12 protein-coding genes are annotated in these 19,998 nt (G+C 37.7%); 10 read left to right on the top strand and 2 right to left on the bottom strand.

Annotated features, from left to right (window positions below; all coding sequences use genetic code 11):
- The first annotated feature begins 160 nt into the window (after positions 1 to 160).
- Positions 161 to 2,185, top strand: a complete 2,025-nt coding sequence (locus tag ABDJ41_RS01255) for an NHL repeat-containing protein (protein WP_349783916.1) — start codon at positions 161 to 163, stop codon at positions 2,183 to 2,185.
- Here the strand turns inward: ABDJ41_RS01255 and ABDJ41_RS01250 are convergent.
- Entirely contained in the window at positions 2,180 to 2,746 is a 567-nt protein-coding gene (locus ABDJ41_RS01250; RefSeq protein WP_349783915.1) for an RNA polymerase sigma factor, read from the bottom strand. The two genes, ABDJ41_RS01255 and ABDJ41_RS01250, sit on opposite strands and share 6 nt — an antisense overlap.
- Before the next feature lie 225 nt (positions 2,747 to 2,971).
- Here ABDJ41_RS01250 and ABDJ41_RS01245 point away from each other — a divergent pair, with 225 nt between their 5' ends.
- The 9 genes from ABDJ41_RS01245 to ABDJ41_RS01205 all read left to right on the top strand — a co-directional run bounded on the left by ABDJ41_RS01245 (position 2,972) and on the right by ABDJ41_RS01205 (position 17,102).
- The gene (locus ABDJ41_RS01245) at positions 2,972 to 4,123 is read left to right on the top strand and encodes a FecR family protein (protein ID WP_349783914.1); all 1,152 of its coding nucleotides are present in this window, start codon (positions 2,972 to 2,974) and stop codon (positions 4,121 to 4,123) included.
- A gap of 46 nt (positions 4,124 to 4,169) precedes the next feature.
- On the top strand, positions 4,170 to 5,138 hold the full coding sequence (locus ABDJ41_RS01240; protein WP_349783913.1) for a DUF5017 domain-containing protein: 969 nt from the start codon (positions 4,170 to 4,172) through the stop codon (positions 5,136 to 5,138).
- A 176-nt stretch (positions 5,139 to 5,314) separates the two neighbouring features.
- Entirely contained in the window at positions 5,315 to 8,710 is a 3,396-nt protein-coding gene (locus ABDJ41_RS01235; protein ID WP_349783912.1) for a TonB-dependent receptor, read from the top strand.
- Between the two features lie 20 nt (positions 8,711 to 8,730).
- Positions 8,731 to 10,329, top strand: a complete 1,599-nt coding sequence (locus ABDJ41_RS01230) for a RagB/SusD family nutrient uptake outer membrane protein (RefSeq protein ID WP_349783911.1) — start codon at positions 8,731 to 8,733, stop codon at positions 10,327 to 10,329.
- Complete coding sequence (locus ABDJ41_RS01225; protein WP_349783910.1) at positions 10,320 to 12,587, top strand: heparinase II/III domain-containing protein; 2,268 nt, start codon at positions 10,320 to 10,322, stop codon at positions 12,585 to 12,587. The genes ABDJ41_RS01230 and ABDJ41_RS01225 overlap by 10 nt, the downstream gene beginning before the upstream one ends.
- A gap of 18 nt (positions 12,588 to 12,605) precedes the next feature.
- Positions 12,606 to 13,727, top strand: coding sequence for an alpha/beta hydrolase family protein (locus ABDJ41_RS01220; protein ID WP_349783909.1), 1,122 nt, complete (start codon positions 12,606 to 12,608; stop codon positions 13,725 to 13,727).
- 8 nt (positions 13,728 to 13,735) lie between these two features.
- On the top strand, positions 13,736 to 15,715 hold the full coding sequence (locus ABDJ41_RS01215) for a ligand-binding sensor domain-containing protein (RefSeq protein ID WP_349783908.1): 1,980 nt from the start codon (positions 13,736 to 13,738) through the stop codon (positions 15,713 to 15,715).
- 50 nt (positions 15,716 to 15,765) lie between these two features.
- Positions 15,766 to 16,095, top strand: a complete 330-nt coding sequence (locus tag ABDJ41_RS01210; RefSeq protein ID WP_349783907.1) for a hypothetical protein — start codon at positions 15,766 to 15,768, stop codon at positions 16,093 to 16,095.
- Positions 16,096 to 16,148: 53 nt separating this feature from the next.
- Positions 16,149 to 17,102, top strand: coding sequence for a GDSL-type esterase/lipase family protein (locus ABDJ41_RS01205; RefSeq protein ID WP_349783906.1), 954 nt, complete (start codon positions 16,149 to 16,151; stop codon positions 17,100 to 17,102).
- Between the two features lie 53 nt (positions 17,103 to 17,155).
- Here the strand turns inward: ABDJ41_RS01205 and carB are convergent, their stop codons facing one another.
- Positions 17,156 to 19,972 carry a carbamoyl-phosphate synthase large subunit gene (gene carB, locus ABDJ41_RS01200; RefSeq protein ID WP_349783905.1) on the bottom strand — a complete coding sequence of 939 codons (2,817 nt, stop codon included), beginning with the start codon at positions 19,970 to 19,972 and terminating at the stop codon, positions 17,156 to 17,158.
- Between the last annotated feature and the right edge of the window lie 26 nt (positions 19,973 to 19,998).

The following is a 19,998-nucleotide window of genomic DNA, read 5'->3' as shown; positions in this document are numbered from 1 at the left end:
CAATAGGGATGATTATCCTCGTTATCGTCAGGTAACGAGGATTTTTTTTTGCTCCAAAGTTTTGAGCGCGTATTGAAGATTTTTTCACAAGTATATGTGCGTGGCAAGTAGAAATTAGCACATACTACTATGTACTAATCACTTAACCAAATTAAACCCTATGCACAAGACCCTAAAACACTTCAGTTACTTATGTGTTGCTGTATTAAACATACATTGTACGGCACTTGAAAAAGAAATACTTAATAAACCTGTAACTACATCTCTGGCAGCTAATCAAACTTTAACAGGTCTGGTTAATTTAGGCCCACAAGTATTTGAGTCCTCCATCAATGGAAGTACTCATGCAAAAGACAGCGCCAACAACTCTTGGTTTTATACCATTCAAACCGGATCTCCTGCAAGACTGATTGGCTACAACGAAACGACAGCTAACCTTGCAATAAACATCCCCTTAACCGGCATTACTGGTTCATGGTCAATGACAGTCGCGACAGACAATAGTGTATATATTGCGAGTAATCAGGGAATTCTGCTCCGTTATAACCAGACAACTCAAACTGTAACTACTATTGGAAAACCTGCAGCCACAGAAACTTATTTATGGGATCTTGCTACAGGTAAAAATGGAGAAATCTTTATAGGAACCTATCCGGGATGCAGAGTGTATCGTTACCATCCAAATAAAGGGTTCACAGATGTAGGGTCAGGGGCATTAATAACCGGAGAGAATTACGTAAGAAGTGTAGAATACCATGAACCAACAGATATGGTCTATGCAGGAGTCGGTTCACATACTGGCTTGATCGAGTTAAACCCAAGAACCGGACAAAAGCGAGAAATGCTTCCAACACAAGATAAGGGTCTCACAGGTTTTGTTTATTATTTAAAAGTAATTACAGGCTTAACAGGTGGTGACCGCTTATTGGCCTCTATAACTGGAACACCAAGTAACAATAAAACTTTGGTTTATAATATTCAAACAGGCCTATTTGAAAAAAATATTCCTACTGCAATAGCAAACACTGCCGTTAAATCACCAATTAACCAGAAAATATACTATAGCACAGCATCAAGTTTATTTTCCTATGAAATTACACAGCCTACTGCAGTTCCAGTTCTTGTAAGCAGTACTAAGAATTCCCTGGCCAGATATTGGTCTGGCAATCAAGAATTAACTTTGTTAAACCCCGAATTAAAAATTGTAAAAGTTAATGTAAGCAATGGCCAATCTACATCTACAAATTTAAACATTCCTCCTTTACCTATTCAAATCCAAACTACTGCTGCCGGACCAGATGGGAAAGTATGGACAAGTGGCTATCCGATTGGAAGCAATGGAGTATACAATCCTGTAACCGGAACTACAGTTAACTACATCGGACTACCACAAGCAGAGAGTATAAGTTTTCAAGGAGATCAGGTATTTTTTGGCATATATGGCGGTGCAAAAATCTATCGTTACAATAGCAATAACTCATGGTCCATGACAAGCGCTAACCCTAAATTAATTGGAAGTGTTACAGGTCAGGATAGGCCATTTGGCAACGTAAGTATCCCTGCACTTGGAAAAATGTTCTTTGGCACTGTCCCCGGATACGGTATTTTGGGAGGTTCATTAATAGAATATAATTCCAGTGATGACAAAATCATCAGTTATGCCAGCATTGTGCTGGATCAATCTATAGTCAGCCTGAATTATGCGGACAGTACACTTATAGGAGGAACATCTGTCTGGGGAGGATTAGGTATTCAGCCCACTCAAACACAAGCGAAGCTATTTGGATGGGATCCTGTCACCAAAACCAAGACATTTGAAATCACACCAGTAACCGGAGCTAAAGCAGTAACAGCATTGATGCTAGGACCAAATGGCAAAATCTGGGGTATGGCTGATGGCACACTTTTTATCTTTGATCCGCTTACCGGCTTGATAGACTCTACTCATGATTTGTTTCAAGTTAGTCAGGCCACAAAAAATACCACCGTTTGGAGAAATGCCTCTATGGTAATGCACCCTACTGGAAGAATATTTGGACTGGCATATGGGGAATTATTTGAACTGGATCCTACAACAAAAGCCAAAACTACCATTTCAAGTGGAGGAGGGGCTTGTTTATCTTTGGGAACAAATGGAGAACTGTATTTTCAAAGAGGGATAAATCTATGGAGTTATAATCTATAACCCGATTAAAATCAACAAGACAGAAATGTCTTTTAAGGAGCCGCGGAGATACTTTAAAGCATAGGTAATTTGATTTTCTACAGCCCGTTTAGAAATCCCTAATTGTAGTGCAATTTCCTCATTGTTTAATAAATTCTTCCGGCTCATTAAAAAAATCTCTCTGCATCTTTTGGGAAGTTTATCAAGATGCTGATGCAATTCCTGCTCAAGATCTGTATAAGCTAAATTATAGTATCCTGTATTTTCGGCAGAAGGGCCGGAATATACAGACAGATCTTCTTCGTAACTGAGATTTGATTTTCGGTTGGCCACAATATGCTTATACACTATATATCTGCTTGCAGAAATTGTATAAGCTTTAAATGATTTTATAATCAGCGTTTTCCGGTTTTTCCAGAGTGATAAAAATACATCATGAACAATTTGTTCACAGACCTCTCTATCTTGCAGGTAGGAATAAACATTATTGAATATTATAGATGAATAACGCGAAAAAAGGATAGCAAATGATTTTTCGTCATCATTTTTAATCTTTAGCCAAAGGTTTTCATCTGTGATCATTCTGAAACGATTTGAGCCTAAATTACATTTTAAAATGATTAAAAGAAATATAAGAGGGTTTAAATAGGTCTATTAAACACAAAATCAATTCTGATCTATTTACAATAACCTAAGTAATTTCACTAACATAGTTTTTTTAAAAAAGTATGTGTGTAGCCGATTAAAAATAGCACTACTCTTATAGCACAACAAAATGCTCCCAAACTTATTAAATAAAATTTAGCCATGACGAAAGAAGAATATATTTTGCTTTATGAAAAATACCTAAAAGGTATTTGCACAACTGAAGAGCAAAAGCTTCTGGACACATTCCAGGATAATTATTCTTTAAACTTTCATTTTCTTGAAATTCATGATAGTCCTCAAGACAAAGAGAGAAATGAACGCATTTATCAACAGCTTAAGAAAAGTATTGATAATACTAAGTCTCATAAGCTAAGTTGGTATAAACATCCTTTCACAGCTGCCGCAGCACTTATTGGTATTTTATCTATTGGTGCCTACATATTCTTGACTTCACCTAAAACAAATAAACAAGAGAAAGTATTTGCCTCACATTCAAAGATGAATCCTGGCAGCAATAAAGCTATACTGACACTTGGTGATGGCTCTCAACTCATTCTTGACAATGCTACTAATGGTGTACTAACCAATCAGGGGCAGTCAGTAATCTCCAAAGAGTCAAACGGGAAGCTGGTATACAATACGAGTGGAGTATTTCAAAATTATGCTGTTGAACAAAACTTAATTACGATACCCAGAGGAGGCGAATATCAAATTGTATTACCTGATGGAACAAAAGTATGGCTAAACTCCGAATCATCATTAAGTTTCCCTGTAGCATTTAGAGGAAATACACGCAAAGTGATACTATCTGGTGAAGCATATTTCGAGGTTGCTAAAAATAAAAATAGTCCCTTCAGCATTTCTGTGAAAGGAACAGAAATAAAGGTGTTAGGTACACATTTCAACGTAGAAGCTTATAATGATGTAAATACAACCTTAGTTGAAGGCTCTGTACAACTGAAAAATAAAACTGAATCAGTAATTCTGAAACCAGGTGAATCGGGATCAACACAAACTGATGGAAAGTTCAAAATAGAACAGGCAGACCTAGAATCTGTTACAGGTTGGAAAAATGGCTACTTTGTTTTTCATAACAAGGAGCTGAAAAGCATTATGGAGCAAGTTCAACGATGGTACGATGTAGATATTGAATACGCAGGAGAGATTCAAGATAAGAAGTTTTATGGTAAAGTTTCCCGTTCAGACGATTTATCAGAATTACTAAAGAATATGGAATTAACCGGAATTGTTCATTTTAAAATCCAAACAGACGACAAGACAAAGAGAAAAAAAATCATAGTAACGACTTAATAGCGCGCTCTAATTAACTAAACCCTAACCATTATACTAACCGCGTATGAGAAGAATCTTGACATTATTTTTATCAGGAGTAGCTTTATCCACCACCTCCTGCAATAAAGAAATTGAATTTATTTCCTTGGCAATGCCGACACCAAAAGAAGAGGTTGCTGGCAATTTTGAACCTTTTAATGTAAAAATTAGCAAAACCACTTACCAAACAGGAGAACAAGTAAAATTTACCTTTACCGGAGACGCAGAGTCAATCAACTTCTTTTCGGGTGAAATTTATCGTCAATATGAATACAAAGACAGCAGAATTGTTGACGTATTTAATCCTGTGATATCATTCAATACACTAGTGAATGTCTTACCCATTGTGAGAAACTTCCAATTTCTGGTATCCAACGATTATAATCCAAGTAGTACACCTATCTATTCCGATCTAACTAACTCAACCTGGCATTCCATTGATTTCCCAATTACAACAGTTGCCAATAACTGGAAAGCTACAGGAGATTTGGATTTATCAGCATATGTAGTTCCCGGGAAGCCTATATACTTTGCATTTAAATACATAAACAGCTTCAGTAATGCTACCCCACCTGTCCATTTAGCATACTATTGGTATGTAAGGGGGCTAAGTTTGAAAAACAAGATTACTGCTGACCAAAGCGTTGAACTCAGCAATCAGACTAATTCAGGTTTTGTAGAAATTCAAGGCAATCTAACTACAAAAGGCACTTATTACTGGGGTGCAGATCGTTTCTATTTACTTGGTAATAAAAGTGCACCTGCAGGTTCGGAACATTGGGTAGTTAGCAAAGCAATCCACCCATCACAGGTTGAAACAGGTGGTGATATCCCACTGCCTATCAAGTCACCTGGAGCAAGCAAACTAATTTCTTATAACCAGGTATACTCAAAATCAGGCATATATAAAGCATATTTTGTTGTAAAGCAGAAGAACCCTGACGGAACATTTTCAAATATAATCAAATCCGTTGACGTAACCGTAAATAATTAACCTCTAATATTAAGTTATTGCCATAAAAAACTCCTGGTACTAGAGATACCAGGAGCAGTATAATGGTCTTTATGAATCGATCTGTACAAACCAAAAAAACCAAAGTTTAAATGTATAAAATTTATACCGCACTGCATTATTGCAATGATGCTTGCATAAAAAAATATTTCCTCATCATGAGACTAATAGTCCTGATTTTGATTACTACTGTAATGCAGGTTTCTGCTGAAACATACGCGCAAAAGGTAACTTTCAATAAAAAGAATGCCAGCCTTCAGGAGGTCATAAAATTGATAGAAGCTCAAACAGGGTATAACTTCCTTTTGAGTTCTGAATTACTGAAAGAAGCTTGGCCTATTCATGCGGATTTGAAAAATGTTTCGTTGAAAGAAGCCCTGAATGTTTGTTTCAGCAATCAACCATTTAACTATGTCATAAATAATAAAACAATAGTTGTTAGCAGAAAACCATTATCATCAAATCCTGTCACCCAACAGACAATTGCAATAAACGGTAAAATAACTGACGAGAATAGCCTTCCTATACCTGGGGTGTCTATCCGTATAAAAAATGCTTCGGGGGGTACATCATCTGATGTTCGAGGTAATTATAGCATAACCGTTCCTAATAAAGAGGCTACACTCGTATTCAGCTCAATCGGATATATTACTGTAGAATCTAAAGTGGCTGATAGGAAACAGATCAACATCAGTCTTAAGCAACAAGCCCAATCTCTAGAAGAAACAGTTGTTATTGCCTATGGAACGGTAAATAAAAAAGATTTAACCGGATCAGTTGGACAAGTGAACCTTGAGGACCTTAGCAAAGCTCCTGTAACAACTTTTGGACAAGCCCTAGCAGGCCGTGTGGCTGGTTTACATGTCTCTTCAAGCGACGGACAACCAGGTGTTGTACAAAGTATAATAATCAGAGGTCCAGGTTCTCTATCACAAGATCCCTCTCCACTTTATGTTATTGATGGCTACCCTGTTGAGGATTTTGACCCGGCCAGTATAAACACTAATGAAATAGCAACATTCAACATACTAAAAGATGCATCCTCAGCAGCCCTTTATGGCTCAAGAGCGGCAAATGGCGTCATTATCATTGAAACTAAGAGAGGTCTGATTGGTAAACCTAAATTTAGCTTTAACAGTAGTTTCGGTTTTCAGAAAATCAGAAAGAAAATTGATGTTATGGATCCCTACGAGTTTGTAAAATATCAGGCTGAATTTAACCCTGGAGTTGCAAACATCAGATACTTTACCAACAATAGAAATGTAGAATCCTACAGTGGTGTCGAAGGAATTAATTGGCAAGACCGCCTTTTTCAAAACAGTCCAACACAAATGTACGATATGGCTATCAGAGGTGGCAATGCAGACACCAGATATTCATTATCAGGTTCCATTTTCAACCAAAAGGGCATCATTATAAATACAGGATCTAAAAGGAAACAAGCAAGAATTTCATTAGATCACAGCCTGAGTAATAAACTGAGAGTAGGCGTAACGGCAAACTATGCTTCCACAGAAACCTATGGTGCTCAAGCTGCTACATTAGCTGGAGGGGCATCAACCAATTCTAACTCTATATTTTATCCTGCATTTGGTTACCGTCCAATCTCAGGAAGGGAGGACATAGATTTGACAAGAGACGACCTAGATGATCAAACAGATCCCAATAATCCTAATGAAGTTCGTGTTAACCCAGTTAAGCAAGCGAAAAATACTTACCTAGTTTCTGGAATAAGATCCCTTAATGCAAATTCATTTTTAAGCTATAACATTGACCCTTATCTGGTACTTAGGGTCACGGGGAATACAAGTACAGTGAATAGAGACGTAGAGAGTTTCTTTAGTAGCAAAACACCACGTGGTTTAAAGATACCTCAAAATCAAAATGGTGTACAGGCTACTGTTATGAATTATAATACAGAAATGTGGTCCAATGAAAACACCTTAACATATACCAGAACCTTTAAAAAGGTGCATAAGGCGAATGGATTATTAGGTTTCTCTTCTCAAAAATCCAAATCTAAAAACTACGGATTGAGTGTAAAGAATATTCCAAATGAAAACCTGGGTATGTCTGGATTAGATGAAGGCGTACCTCTTGAAAATTTTTCCGGCAGTACAAACTATACTATGGCTTCATTTTTTGGCCGAGCCAACTATAGTTATAACTCTAAATATTATTTAACCGCAACTTTTCGAATGGATGGATCCTCAAAATTCCCGCCTGGAAACAAATGGGGTTACTTCCCTTCAGGTGCATTAGCTTGGAATATTAGTGAAGAAGAGTTCATGAAAAAAATAAAAATCATTTCAAACGCGAAGCTGAGAACAAGTTATGGTGTAACCGGTAATAACCGTGTGACTGATTTTGCCTACCTTCCAAAGCTAGGTTTTCCACCCATAAGTGCTTATTCATTTAATGCCAGCACACCAACAAAGGGCGTTGTTATTTCGGAAATGGGTAATGACCAACTGAAATGGGAATCAGTTCATCAGGCTGATATTGGCGTAGATTTAGGTTTTTTTAAAAACCGGATTGAACTGGTTGTAGACGTTTATAGACGTACTACAGTAGACATGTTACTTAATGCTGAAAAACCATATGCAACAGGTTATCCTAACGTATTTGAAAACATAGGAAAACTACAAAACGATGGATTAGAAATCAGCATAAACACAAAGAATATCAAAACCAGAAACTTCTCATGGGAAAGTAGTTTTAATATCAGTTTCAATAGGAACAAAATACTAGCCTTAACAAGAAACCAAAATGAAATGTTCAAGAACAATGGTTTCCACTTCTCTTACACTGAGTCATTATACCTTTCTAAGGTCGGAATGCCGGCAGGTATGTTCTATGGTTATCAATGGTTAGGCAATTATCAATATGCTGATTTCAAGGAAACCTCTCCAGGGGTATATGTACTTAAGGATGAAATTGCTGATAACGGTAGTGGAAGAGCCAATGTTAAGCCTGGCGACATCAAATACAAAGATGTGAATGGTGATGGAACCGTAAATGACCTAGATAAAGGTCTTATGGGTAGATCACTTCCAATTCACTCAGGTGGCTTTAACAATAATTTCAATTACAAAAATTTCGATTTGAATGTATTTTTGCAATGGAATTATGGAAATACTATTTACAATGCTAACCGCTTAATATTTGAAGGGAATGGTATAAACGTGTTTGACCTTAACCAATTTGCTTCTTATAGCAACAGGTGGACACCAGAAAATCAAAACAACACCTATTTCAGAACTTCGGGTGCTGGGCCTGTTGGTCGGAACTCTACCCGTGTACTTGAAGATGGCTCATACTTAAGGTTAAAAACGGTATCCTTAGGATATAATTTACCTACCAACATTATTAAAAACCTATCATTAAGTAAATTAAGGGTAAATCTATCCGCACAAAACCTTTTTACCTTAACTGATTATACCGGTTTTGATCCTGAGGTTGCAGTAAGAAATTCTGTATTAACACCGGGATTAGACTATTCCGCCTACCCCCATACCAGAAGTTTTGTTTTCGGAATCAATGCCACATTTTAATCAACCATAACTTTTAGATAATGAGATTTATATATTTTTTTCTAACCTTACTTGTTTTAACTACTGCAAGTTCGTGTAAAAAGTTCTTAGATACAGAACCTACAGATTTTTTCTCGCCAACAACCTATTACACAGACGAAGAACATTTAAATTTTGGATTGGCAGGAGTTTACGATATGTTAGGCTCTACGAAATTATATGGTGCACAATTACATACCAGGCATAACTTTGAAGCCGACGAGGGCTTTTACAACTCTTCTGCTCAACTTAACGGACCTTCAATACATAACTATACAGCGAACGACCCTGAAATCAGAGATTTTTGGCGGTACCTCTACATTGGTGTTACCCGGGCAAATGCATTTCTACAAGCTATAGATCGCAATACTGAAATTCCCCAAACTTTCAGAGATCGTGTTCGTGGAGAAACCTTATTTCTAAGAGGATATTATTACTTTTTGTTAGTTCAAAATTTCGGCGGTGTGCCTTTGGTACTCACACCAACAACCAGTCCGGATGACATTGACATCCCTAAGAGTACTGAAAAAGAGGTATATAATCAGATCATAGAAGATATGGAAAAAGCCGAAGAACTGGTTGATCCTATTCAGAAAATAGGATTTGGTGGCAGGGTAAGTAAATCCGCCGTACGCGGAATATTAGCGAGAGTCTGTTTAAATATGGCAGGAGAACCTGTTAAAGATATCAGCAAATTTGAAAGAGCATCCTACTGGGCAAAAAAAGTAATAGATGATACAGAAGCAGGACATACTTTAAATCCAGATTTTCGTAATATCTTCATTAATTATGCGGCTGACAAGTACGACTACAAGGAAAGCATCTGGGAAGTAGAGTTTTTTGGCAATAATACCGATGCCAACCAAGAATCAGGCTATGTAGGTTCATGGATTGGAATTCGCAACACCGGCAACAATACTGTAGGTTATGGATTTGGCCGTATCCTTGTGACAGGAAAACTTTATAGAACTTATGAAAAGGAAGATCTGAGAAAGGACTGGAGCATTACTAATTTCTACTACAATGCAGCAGGCGATGAAATCCCATATCCGATCGACCCAGCTCCCGAGAATCAGTACAACCGATATCCAGCTAAGTATAGAAGACAGTACGAGATTGTACTGCCCAAAGCATCTCAACAAACTCCGATCAATTTTCCACTTTTACGCTACGCTGATGTCTTATTGATGTATGCAGAAGCAGAAAACGAAGTAAAATCAGGACCAACAACTCAGGCTTATGATGCTATAAATAAGGTAAGAAGAAGAGCCTTTGGTTATTTATTGAATAATGATTCTGGCAATACTACTCATGATATTCCACCTGGGATGGGAAAATTCGATTTCTTTAAAGCCATAGTAGATGAAAGATCAAGAGAACTATGCTTCGAAGCATTACGCAGACCGGATCTGATTCGTTGGGGAATGTTTGTAGAGACAATGAAAGAAACGCTTGCCTTGATGAATAATGATTTACTACCTACGGAAAGCTGGAAAAGCTTAACTTTTAGAAATGCGTCCAGTAGACATGTGGTTTATCCTACACCTACTTATGAATTAGAATTGAACAAAATGTTAATCCAACATCCATTATGGAGATAAACAGAACATTTGTTTTAAAATATATTTTAGGAACCCTCCTGCTCCTGTCTGTAAGTTTATTTACGACAGGCCAGGACAAAACACAGTTGCTCAGTAACGGCCAGTGGATTAACAGGATTAGCAAAAGTCATCCAAGGATGTTTCTGAATAAAACATCATTAAACATTTTAAAACAACGTGTTAAAACAGATTTAAAAACAGAATTCGAAGCGCTCTGTAAATATGTTGATGGGTTACCGGCAGAAGCGCCGGTAACCTTAAAAACAGAGTTGTTTACAAACTATGGTTCTGACAGCAAATTAAAACCTATAAAAGCCAGCTTGCAAGCAAGGAATGCCTTTACTTATAGTGGAGGAGATGAAGCTGTCCAGGCAGCATTAGCTTTCCTTATAACCAGAAAACCTGAATACTTAGAAAAATCTAAAAGTTATTTAAAGCTTGCTAACTATATTTTTTCCTGGAGTGCCGACAATGAAATATGGGTGGATTTAACAGGGAATACAAGAATCAATGCTTTAACCGCATATGATTGGCTGTATAATGATCTTAGTGAAACAGAACGCAAAGAAATACTCTTACCAATCTTAAACTATATAAAACTGGCACAACCCAGTGGCGGATTCAAGTTTAGAAGAACCCTTGGAAATCATAAAGACGGCAACTACGGAGAAGGTGCTTTAGAATGGTTTGCAGGTTTAGCCGCATATGGCGATGATATTGATGATGTACTGGCTGAAAAAATGTTACGACGTGGAGCCGGTCTGTTTGTAGATATGATGGACTGGCGCGATAATATCTCTGCAGGATCAGGGCTTTTGTCTACCATCACTCCTACTTATTCTTTTATCAATTATCCCTATACTACTTTCAACTTTCTTCATACCTGGCAATCTGCATTCAATGAAGATATTACCGGACGTTGGACACAGATGCTGGATTTTGGAAACTGGTTTGACTGGGCTGCGATTAAAGTGACCAAAAACAACAAAATGATATTTCATGGCATTGGGGATGTTGAGCACCGCAATAATAGCATGTTTGTGGATGAAATGTATACGCACCTTGCACAAACCATCCATTTCTACAGCAAGAAGCAACCAGAAAAAATGAAGATATGTTATGAACTTCAATCCAGGCTCGCCAAAGAAAAAAGAATCATCAATAAACAACTTTTCCCATTTTTACCCTTTCTGCTTAGCAATTTTAACCCGGAAAAATTCAATACAATAAAAGCTGAACCAATTATAGGAAACCGTTATTTCTATAACAAAAGCTTTGGTGTTTTACTCATGAGATCAGGGAAAACCGAACAAGACACCTATGCAAGTTTTAGATTTGGTTCCAAATATGCCAACCACCAACATTACGACGAATTAAGTTTTATTATTTACAAAAACAATTTCCTGGCTCTTGATGCAGGAAGCAGAACTGAAACCGATCATCATCACAATTTTGCGCCTCAGAGCGTGGCACATAATACCATACTTATCCATGAGCCTAAAGAAGAAATGCCACATTTCTGGAAAGCATGGAGCTATAAGCCTGATGGTAAAATTTATTATAATCATGGCGGACAAAACAACAACACCAATACTAGGGCAATTGCCTTACAAAGCACAAAAGATTTTATTTATGCCGCAGGTGATGCTACAAAAGCCTATTCTGCAATAAAGTCTAAAGAAGTTACCCGTCAGTTTGTATACCTTAAGCCTGACCTTTTTGTTATTTATGACCGTGTAGCTTCTGTTAAAGAAGATCAAACCAAAGAGTTTATCCTTCATTTTCAAAATAAACCACTGCAAATAGATTCAAAAACCTGGTATGCCGAACATGACGGGCATTTATTTATTCGCACTTTATTACCAGAAAAAGCAAATACCAATGTCATTGGTGGCCCGGGAAAAGAATTTGAAGCCTCAGGCCGCAACTGGGAATTACCTGGAGGTAGCAATTGGGATAAAGAACAAAAACTGACCGGAAAATGGAGGATAGAAGTTAGTCCGCCCGGCCCTATTCAAGAAACAAGGTTTCTACACGTCCTTCAGGCAGCCTCTAGCAAGCCTGCCAATATGATAGACACCAGGTTAGTCAAAGCCCCTGATGAAGATATTGTAGTATTAACAGACCAGGCTGGCACAAAATGGGAACTTAAATTTAACCGGCATAACAACCTCAGCTTGAAATTAAAACAAACCCTTGCAAACGGTACTATTAAATTTGACGGAGAGCTAAAAAACAGTATTGAACCACAACCATAAAACACACCATATTAAACAATGAAACCCGAATCTATAAAATACCACCTCACTTTATGTTTCGTATTAATTGCGTCAGCTCTGTTTGCTCAGGACTACACACGTTATATAAGCAAAGATGACGAATTATTACGTCAGAATAATTACGAAAAGAAACTAGAATCTTATCTAAGAAACTACCTGATCAACGAATATACTGAACGTTCTGCCAAAGCATGGAATAAGGACTATAGTAGCCAATATGCTTTTGAAAGAAGTGTAGACCCAAATAGAGAGAGATGGAGAAATAAAGTATTGAAACCACCGGTTTTACGGAAAACTGGGCCATTAATAAGAAAGCCCTATAAACTTGGTGATCTTGATGCAGAATGGGTGGAGTTACCATTAGGTGGTATATCCGCTGAAGCTATCTTTGCTTTACCAAAAGGAGCAAAAAAAAACAAACCAGTACCGCTTATTATCGTACAACATGGTAATGGTAGCTACCCGGAAACTACCTTCGAAAATGGCCCAAACTATCATGCTTATGCTACAGAACTTGTTAAAGCAGGTTATGCCGTTATTGCTCTCTTCAACTTAAGAAGTATAGAAAAACGTAATAATATTGAACGCTTATCACGTCTGGCGGATATCAGTCTGCCAGGAATAGAATTTTCAAGAATGCAAAATTTGCTTGATGTAATTCTTGAAGAACCGGGAATTGATAAAGAGCGTGTTGGTATGTGGGGACTATCCTATGGTGGTATGGCTACTATGTTCTGGATGCCTCTTGAACCAAGAATTAAAACCGGAATAATTGCCGGGTGGTTTAATCATCGTCTGGAAAAAATGGCCGTCAACGACCCAAAATCCTATAGCAGCTTCGCATTGCTTAAAGAAGAAAATGCTTTTTTTACAGGATGGCTAACAGAGTTTACAGATTATGACGCCATATCTATGCTCTGTCCAAGACCTATACAGATACAGCATGGTAAGAAAGACAACATTTCCAATTGGCCGAAAATGCTGGAAGAATACAACAAATCAAAAACGGATTATATCAAGCTTAATATTCCAGATAAAATAGATCTGGTACTCCATGAAGGGGGGCATGAATCTATGCCGGAACAAGGAATCAAATTTTTAAACAAATGGCTTAAATAATATATAAAATGACTAAAACGTTTAAATCGGCTATCAAATTTGTCATTGTACTTATTTGCATAGCAACCAAAACACATTCACAGGAAGCCTCAAAACAAGCCTCTGTTAATCCAATAAATTTAGGCCCCCAGCTTTTTCAGTCCTCCCTTAACGGAAGTACTTTTATGAATGATAAATCAGGTAAAGTATGGCTTTATACGGTCCAAACGGGGACTCCCTCAAAGCTGTTGGGTTACGACCAGAAAACAGGAAAATTAGAAACCAACCTGAATTTACCTGGTGTGACAGGCTCTTGGGCCATAACCGGATCAACTGACGGCATTTTATATATTGCTTCAAATCAAGGGATAATTTATAAACATGAGCCAGGAACAAACAAAGCAACATCACTGGGAAAAACATTGGCTACGGAATCATATACCTGGGATATCGTAGCTGGCAAAAATGGGGAAGTTTTTATCGCAACTTATCCAGGATGCAGAGTAATGCGTTACCATCCGAGTGATGGTTTTAAAGATGTAGGGAATGGCCCTTTGATTCCTTCAGAAAATTATGTACGTGGCTTAGCATACTATGCTGAAAATGATAAAATTTATGCTGGTATAGGTTCTCATACTGGTTTAATAGAACTTGATGTCAGGACTGGTCAGAAAAAAGAAATATTACCTGTTGAAGATCGTGGACTTACGGGATTTGTATCTACACTTAGTATCATTTCAGGATTGAATGATGGGGATCGACTGTTAGCCAGTATGACAGGAAAAACGTTGGTTTATAATCTTAAAACGGCTCAGTATGAAAACCCGATAAAGAATGCTGGTGCTAGAACAGCAACTAAATCTTCAGCTGATCAAAAGATTTATTTCAGTACAGCATCATCATTGTGGTCCTATGAAATTACAAAGACAGGAGCTACGCCTGTATTGGCAGGAAATTACAAAAGCTCTCTAGCCAGATATTGGGCATCCGATGAAGAATTAAACTTGCTGACATCAGATATGAAGTTTGTAAAGCTAAATGTCGCCACAAAAAAAGCAAATGTAATTAACCTCGAAGTTCCTCCACTGCCTATTCACATCCAGACAACCTCTAAAGGTGGCGATGGTAGAATATGGACAAGTGGTTACCCAATTGGAAGTAATGGAGCCTACGATCCTAAAACAGGCAAAACCGAGAACTATCTGGGCCTTCCCCAGGCAGAGAGCATCAGCTATCAAAATGACCAGATCTTTTTTGGAATTTATGGTGGTGCAAAAATTTATCGCTTTGATACAAAAAAAGCATGGTCGATGGCCGATGGTAACCCTAAATTAATTGGGAACGTAGCAGGACAGGATCGTCCATTCGGAAATCTAAGCATTCCAACATTGGGCAAAATGTATTTCGGTACAGTTCCTGGCTATGGAAAAAATGGTGGTGCTTTAATTGAATACGATTCCAGTACCGATAAGCTAACCCCATACATAAACCTGATCGAGGATCATTCAATTGTTAGTTTGACCTATACGGGTAAAGATATTATAGGAGGAACTTCTATCTGGGGAGGCCTTGGTATAAAACCCATTGCAACAGAAGCAAAACTATTTGGCTGGGATCCAATAAAAAAAACTAAAACTTTTGAAATTGTCCCTGTTTCTGATGCAAAAGCTATAACATGTGTAATGAAAGGACCTGATGGAAACATTTGGGGAATAGCAGATGGAACCTTATTTATTTTTAATCCATCAACAAAGAAAGTCATCAGTAAACATGAACTTTTCGAGGTCCCTGAAACCAGAAAAGCAAACCATGTATGGAAAAATGCATACTTAACCATACATCCCTCCGGGAGAATTTTTGGTGTAGGCTATGGCGAACTGTTTGAATTAAATGTAAAAACCAAAGCAAAAACCGTCCTGAATAAAGGAGCAGGCTTCTCTCTTGCGACAGATGATAATGGGCATCTATATTACAATTCCGGCATCAACCTTTTTAAATACACCCCGTAAAATAAACACACATCATAAATCAATTTAACACTAACCAAAAAACAAAAATTATGAAAACACTATTCACAATTCTATTACTTTCAGTTTGCATGCTTGGAAATGCCCAGACTAAAATTAAATTCAGCTACTATTCTCTTGAAACACTAGACGCTATAGGCGCCACACAGGAACAAAAAGACAAAATTGCTGTGATCAGAGTAGAAAATGAAACGAAAATCAGGGCAGTAAAAAATGACGCAACTTTAAATGAAGAACAAAAAAAGGCTGCATATGCTGACATTTATAAGGCTGGAGGCACAAGATATTTTGAGGTACTTACCAAAGAGCAGAAACAAAACTTGAATGCTTATATTGCTAAGTTAAAAAGTGAAAATAAATAATCAATAACAACACCAATGCCCCCAGATCATATCTGGGGGATACTTTAATTTTTATGAAATACATATACATTATCTTAGCCTTATTTATTGGATTTACTGGCAGTGCCCAAAATAAGGTTTCTCTAAATTATTATTCGCAAGAAACACTAGACGCCTTAGGCACAACTAAAGAGCAGCAAAAGAGCCTTTTAGATGTAAAAATCAATACAGATACTAAACTCAGGGAAGCAAGAAACAATCCATCTTTGTCTGAGGAACAGAAAAAAGCTGCTTACGCAGAAGCATATAAGACCGGGGGCCAGCAATACAGTAACATCCTTAATCCAGAGCAAAAAACCAGACTCTCGGCATTGCATCAAAAAATTGCTAAACAAAATGCAGCATTAGGAATCAAGGCGCCTCTGAATACAGGTTACAAAAACCCTTACTATGACGGAAGGATGAACCTGTTTGAAAACCTGCCAGCAACACAAAAGGGAATCGTATTTCTAGGAAACAGCATTACAGAACGAGGAATGTGGAGCGAATTATTTCCTGGAAAAATCATACAAAACAGAGGAATTGGCGGGGATAATACCTTTGGCATATTAGCCCGATTAGACCAGATTGTAAAATATAAACCCGAGAAAGTATTTCTGCTGATTGGCGTAAATGATATTGCCAGAGGAATTCCGGTTGATACCATCTTATCAAATTATCAGAAAATTGTTAAAAGGATTTTAACGGGAAGTCCGGCTACTAAAATCTACATCCAAAGTGTTCTACCTATGAATGATGATTTATTAAAAACTGAACGTTATAAACAAAAAGCAGATACGATCAAAAGATATAATGCTGCACTTTTTCAAATTGCAAAAACCTCTAAATCGACCTATGTAAATATACATGACATCTTTTTGGACGCAAAAGGCGTGCTAAATAAGGACTATACTGATGATGGTATTCATATTAACCCGAAAGCTTATGCTTTATGGGCAGAATATCTTAAAAAACAAAAGCACCTTTAACAGGTGCTTCTTAAAATGAAAACGGGTTGCAGCATTTGCTACAACCCGTTTTTTTATTTAGACAAGTACATCGACTTTTCTCTGTTCAATTGTATGAAGTAAGGATCTTCAGTATTTTTAATAAACCTGATTGCCTCACCAGTAGACTTCATTTCAGGGCCTAATTCTTTAGTTACCTCCGGGAATTTATTGAAAGAGAATACCGGTTCTTTAATGGCATAACCTTCTAGTTTACGCTCGATGGTAAAATCTTTCAGTTTATTTACTCCCAACATCACCTTAGCTGCAATATTGATATAAGGAACATCATAAGCCTTAGCAATGAAAGGAACAGTTCTTGATGCTCTTGGATTAGCCTCAATTACATATACTTTTTCATCTTTAACTGCAAACTGAATGTTTAACAAACCAATTACGTTTAATGCTTTGGCAATCTTCTTAGAGTAAGCCTCCATGTCATTCATTACTTTTTCAGATAAGCTGAATGGTGGCAATACTGCACTAGAATCTCCAGAGTGAATACCTGCAGGCTCAATGTGCTCCATCAATCCTATAATATGAACATCTTCGCCATCACAGATCGAATCTGATTCGGTTTCTTCTGCTCTATCCAGGAAGTGGTCAATCAATACACGGTTACCAGGTAGATCTCCTAATAATTTAACTACTGCTTTTTCAAGATCTTCATCATTTATCACGATGCTCATACCTTGTCCACCCAATACATAACTTGGTCTAACCAATACCGGGTAACCTACTTCATTTGCAACAACTATTGCCTCTTCAGCATTTTCTGCAACACCATATTTAGGATAAGGAATATCAAGCTCTTTTAAAAGATCCGAGAAGCGCCCTCTATCTTCAGCCACATCCATATCATTATATGAAGTTCCGATGATTTTGATACCATTCTCATGTAGCTTTTCTGCCATTTTCAAGGCTGTCTGACCACCCAGCTGAACAATTACACCAACCGGGTTTTCCAATTCGATGATCTCACGGACATGCTCCCAGAACACAGGCTCAAAGTATAACTTATCAGCCATATTAAAGTCTGTAGATACAGTCTCAGGATTACAGTTGATCATGATTGCTTCAAAACCGGTCTCCTTAGCTGCAAGCAAACCATGTACACAAGAATAATCGAACTCAATACCCTGACCAATACGGTTAGGGCCTGATCCCAATACTATTATTTTCTTTTTATCAGAAGCTATAGATTCATTCTCCTCTTCGAAAGTTGAGTAGTAGTATGGCGTTTGTGCAGGGAACTCCGCAGCACAAGTATCAACCATTTTATAAACTCTTCTGATACCTAATGATTTTCTGCGTTCGTAAACCTCATCCTCAGTCACATTACCAAGCAGATAAGCGATCTGAACATCAGAAAACCCTTTTTGTTTCAAGGTAAAGAAGAAATCTTTAGGGATATTGTTTAATGAGTAGCGTTTCAGTTCTACCTCCAGGTTAACCAGCTCCTGAATTTGTGACAAGAACCATTTATCAATACGAGTAACCTTACGGATCGATTCCAAAGGCACACCCATACTCATAGCATCCTTAATCAGGAACAAACGATTCCAGCTCGCATGCTCAAGGCCCTGCATGATTTCGTCAATGTTACGGTTATGTTTACCGTCAGCACCTAAACCAGCTCTGCCAATTTCTAAACTCTGACAAGCTTTTTGTAGTGCCTCTATGAAAGTACGTCCAATGGACATCACCTCACCTACAGATTTCATCTGTAAGCCCAACTCCATGTTAGCGCCTTTAAATTTATCAAAGTTCCAGCGAGGAACTTTTACAATTACATAATCAAGTGTAGGCTCGAAATATGCTGATGTTGTTTTAGTAATTTGATTTTCTAACTCGTCAAGGTTATAACCGATAGCCAGTTTAGCAGCTATTTTTGCAATTGGATAACCTGTTGCTTTACTCGCAAGAGCAGAAGATCGAGAAACCCTTGGATTAATCTCGATTGCGATAATCTCATCATTATCTGGATTTACCGAAAATTGTACGTTACAACCACCCGCGAAGGTGCCAATCGCACGCATCATTTTGATAGCCTGGTTACGCATTTCCTGATAACAACGATCAGACAAAGTCATTGCAGGAGCCACTGTGATTGAATCCCCGGTATGGATACCCATAGGATCAAAGTTTTCGATAGAACAAATAATGATCACATTGTCATTACTATCTCTCAACAGCTCTAATTCATATTCCTTCCATCCTAAAACTGCTTGTTCTACCAATACTTCATGGGTTGGAGAAGCTTCAAGTCCACGTTTTAATGCCTGATCAAATTCTTCTTTCTTATGTACGAAACCACCTCCGTATCCCCCTAACGTGTACGAAGGACGAATTACAAGTGGATAGCCAATATCTTGTGCTGCTTCTTTTCCTTCAAGGAAAGAGTTTGCAATTTTTGAAGTAGCAACCCCCACACCTATATCTACCATTAACTGGCGGAAAGCTTCACGGTTTTCTGTTTTCTCAATTGCAGCAACATCCACACCGATCACTTTAACCCCATACTTTTCCCAAACTCCACGTTCAGATGCTTCTATACAAAGGTTCAATGCCGTTTGTCCACCCATAGTAGGCAATACAGCATCAATTTTGCGTTCTTGTAAGATTTGCTCAATTGAATCTACAGTTAAAGGCCAAAGGTAAACATGATCGCCAATCACCTTGTCGGTCATAATTGTTGCAGGATTAGAGTTGATAATCGATACTTCGATCCCTTCTTCCTTTAATGATAATGCGGCTTGAGATCCTGAATAATCAAATTCACAAGCTTGACCAATGATGATAGGTCCAGATCCGATAATTAGTACTGAGCGTATGGAGGTGTCTTTAGGCATAAGGCTTTAAAAAGTCTAATGTTATA

Origin of the sequence: Pedobacter sp. ASV1-7 (assembly GCF_040203335.1) — a bacterium.
Taxonomy (GTDB): domain Bacteria; phylum Bacteroidota; class Bacteroidia; order Sphingobacteriales; family Sphingobacteriaceae; genus Pedobacter.
Note: the sequence above shows the minus strand (reverse complement) of the source record. Positions and strands in the feature narration are given on the sequence as shown.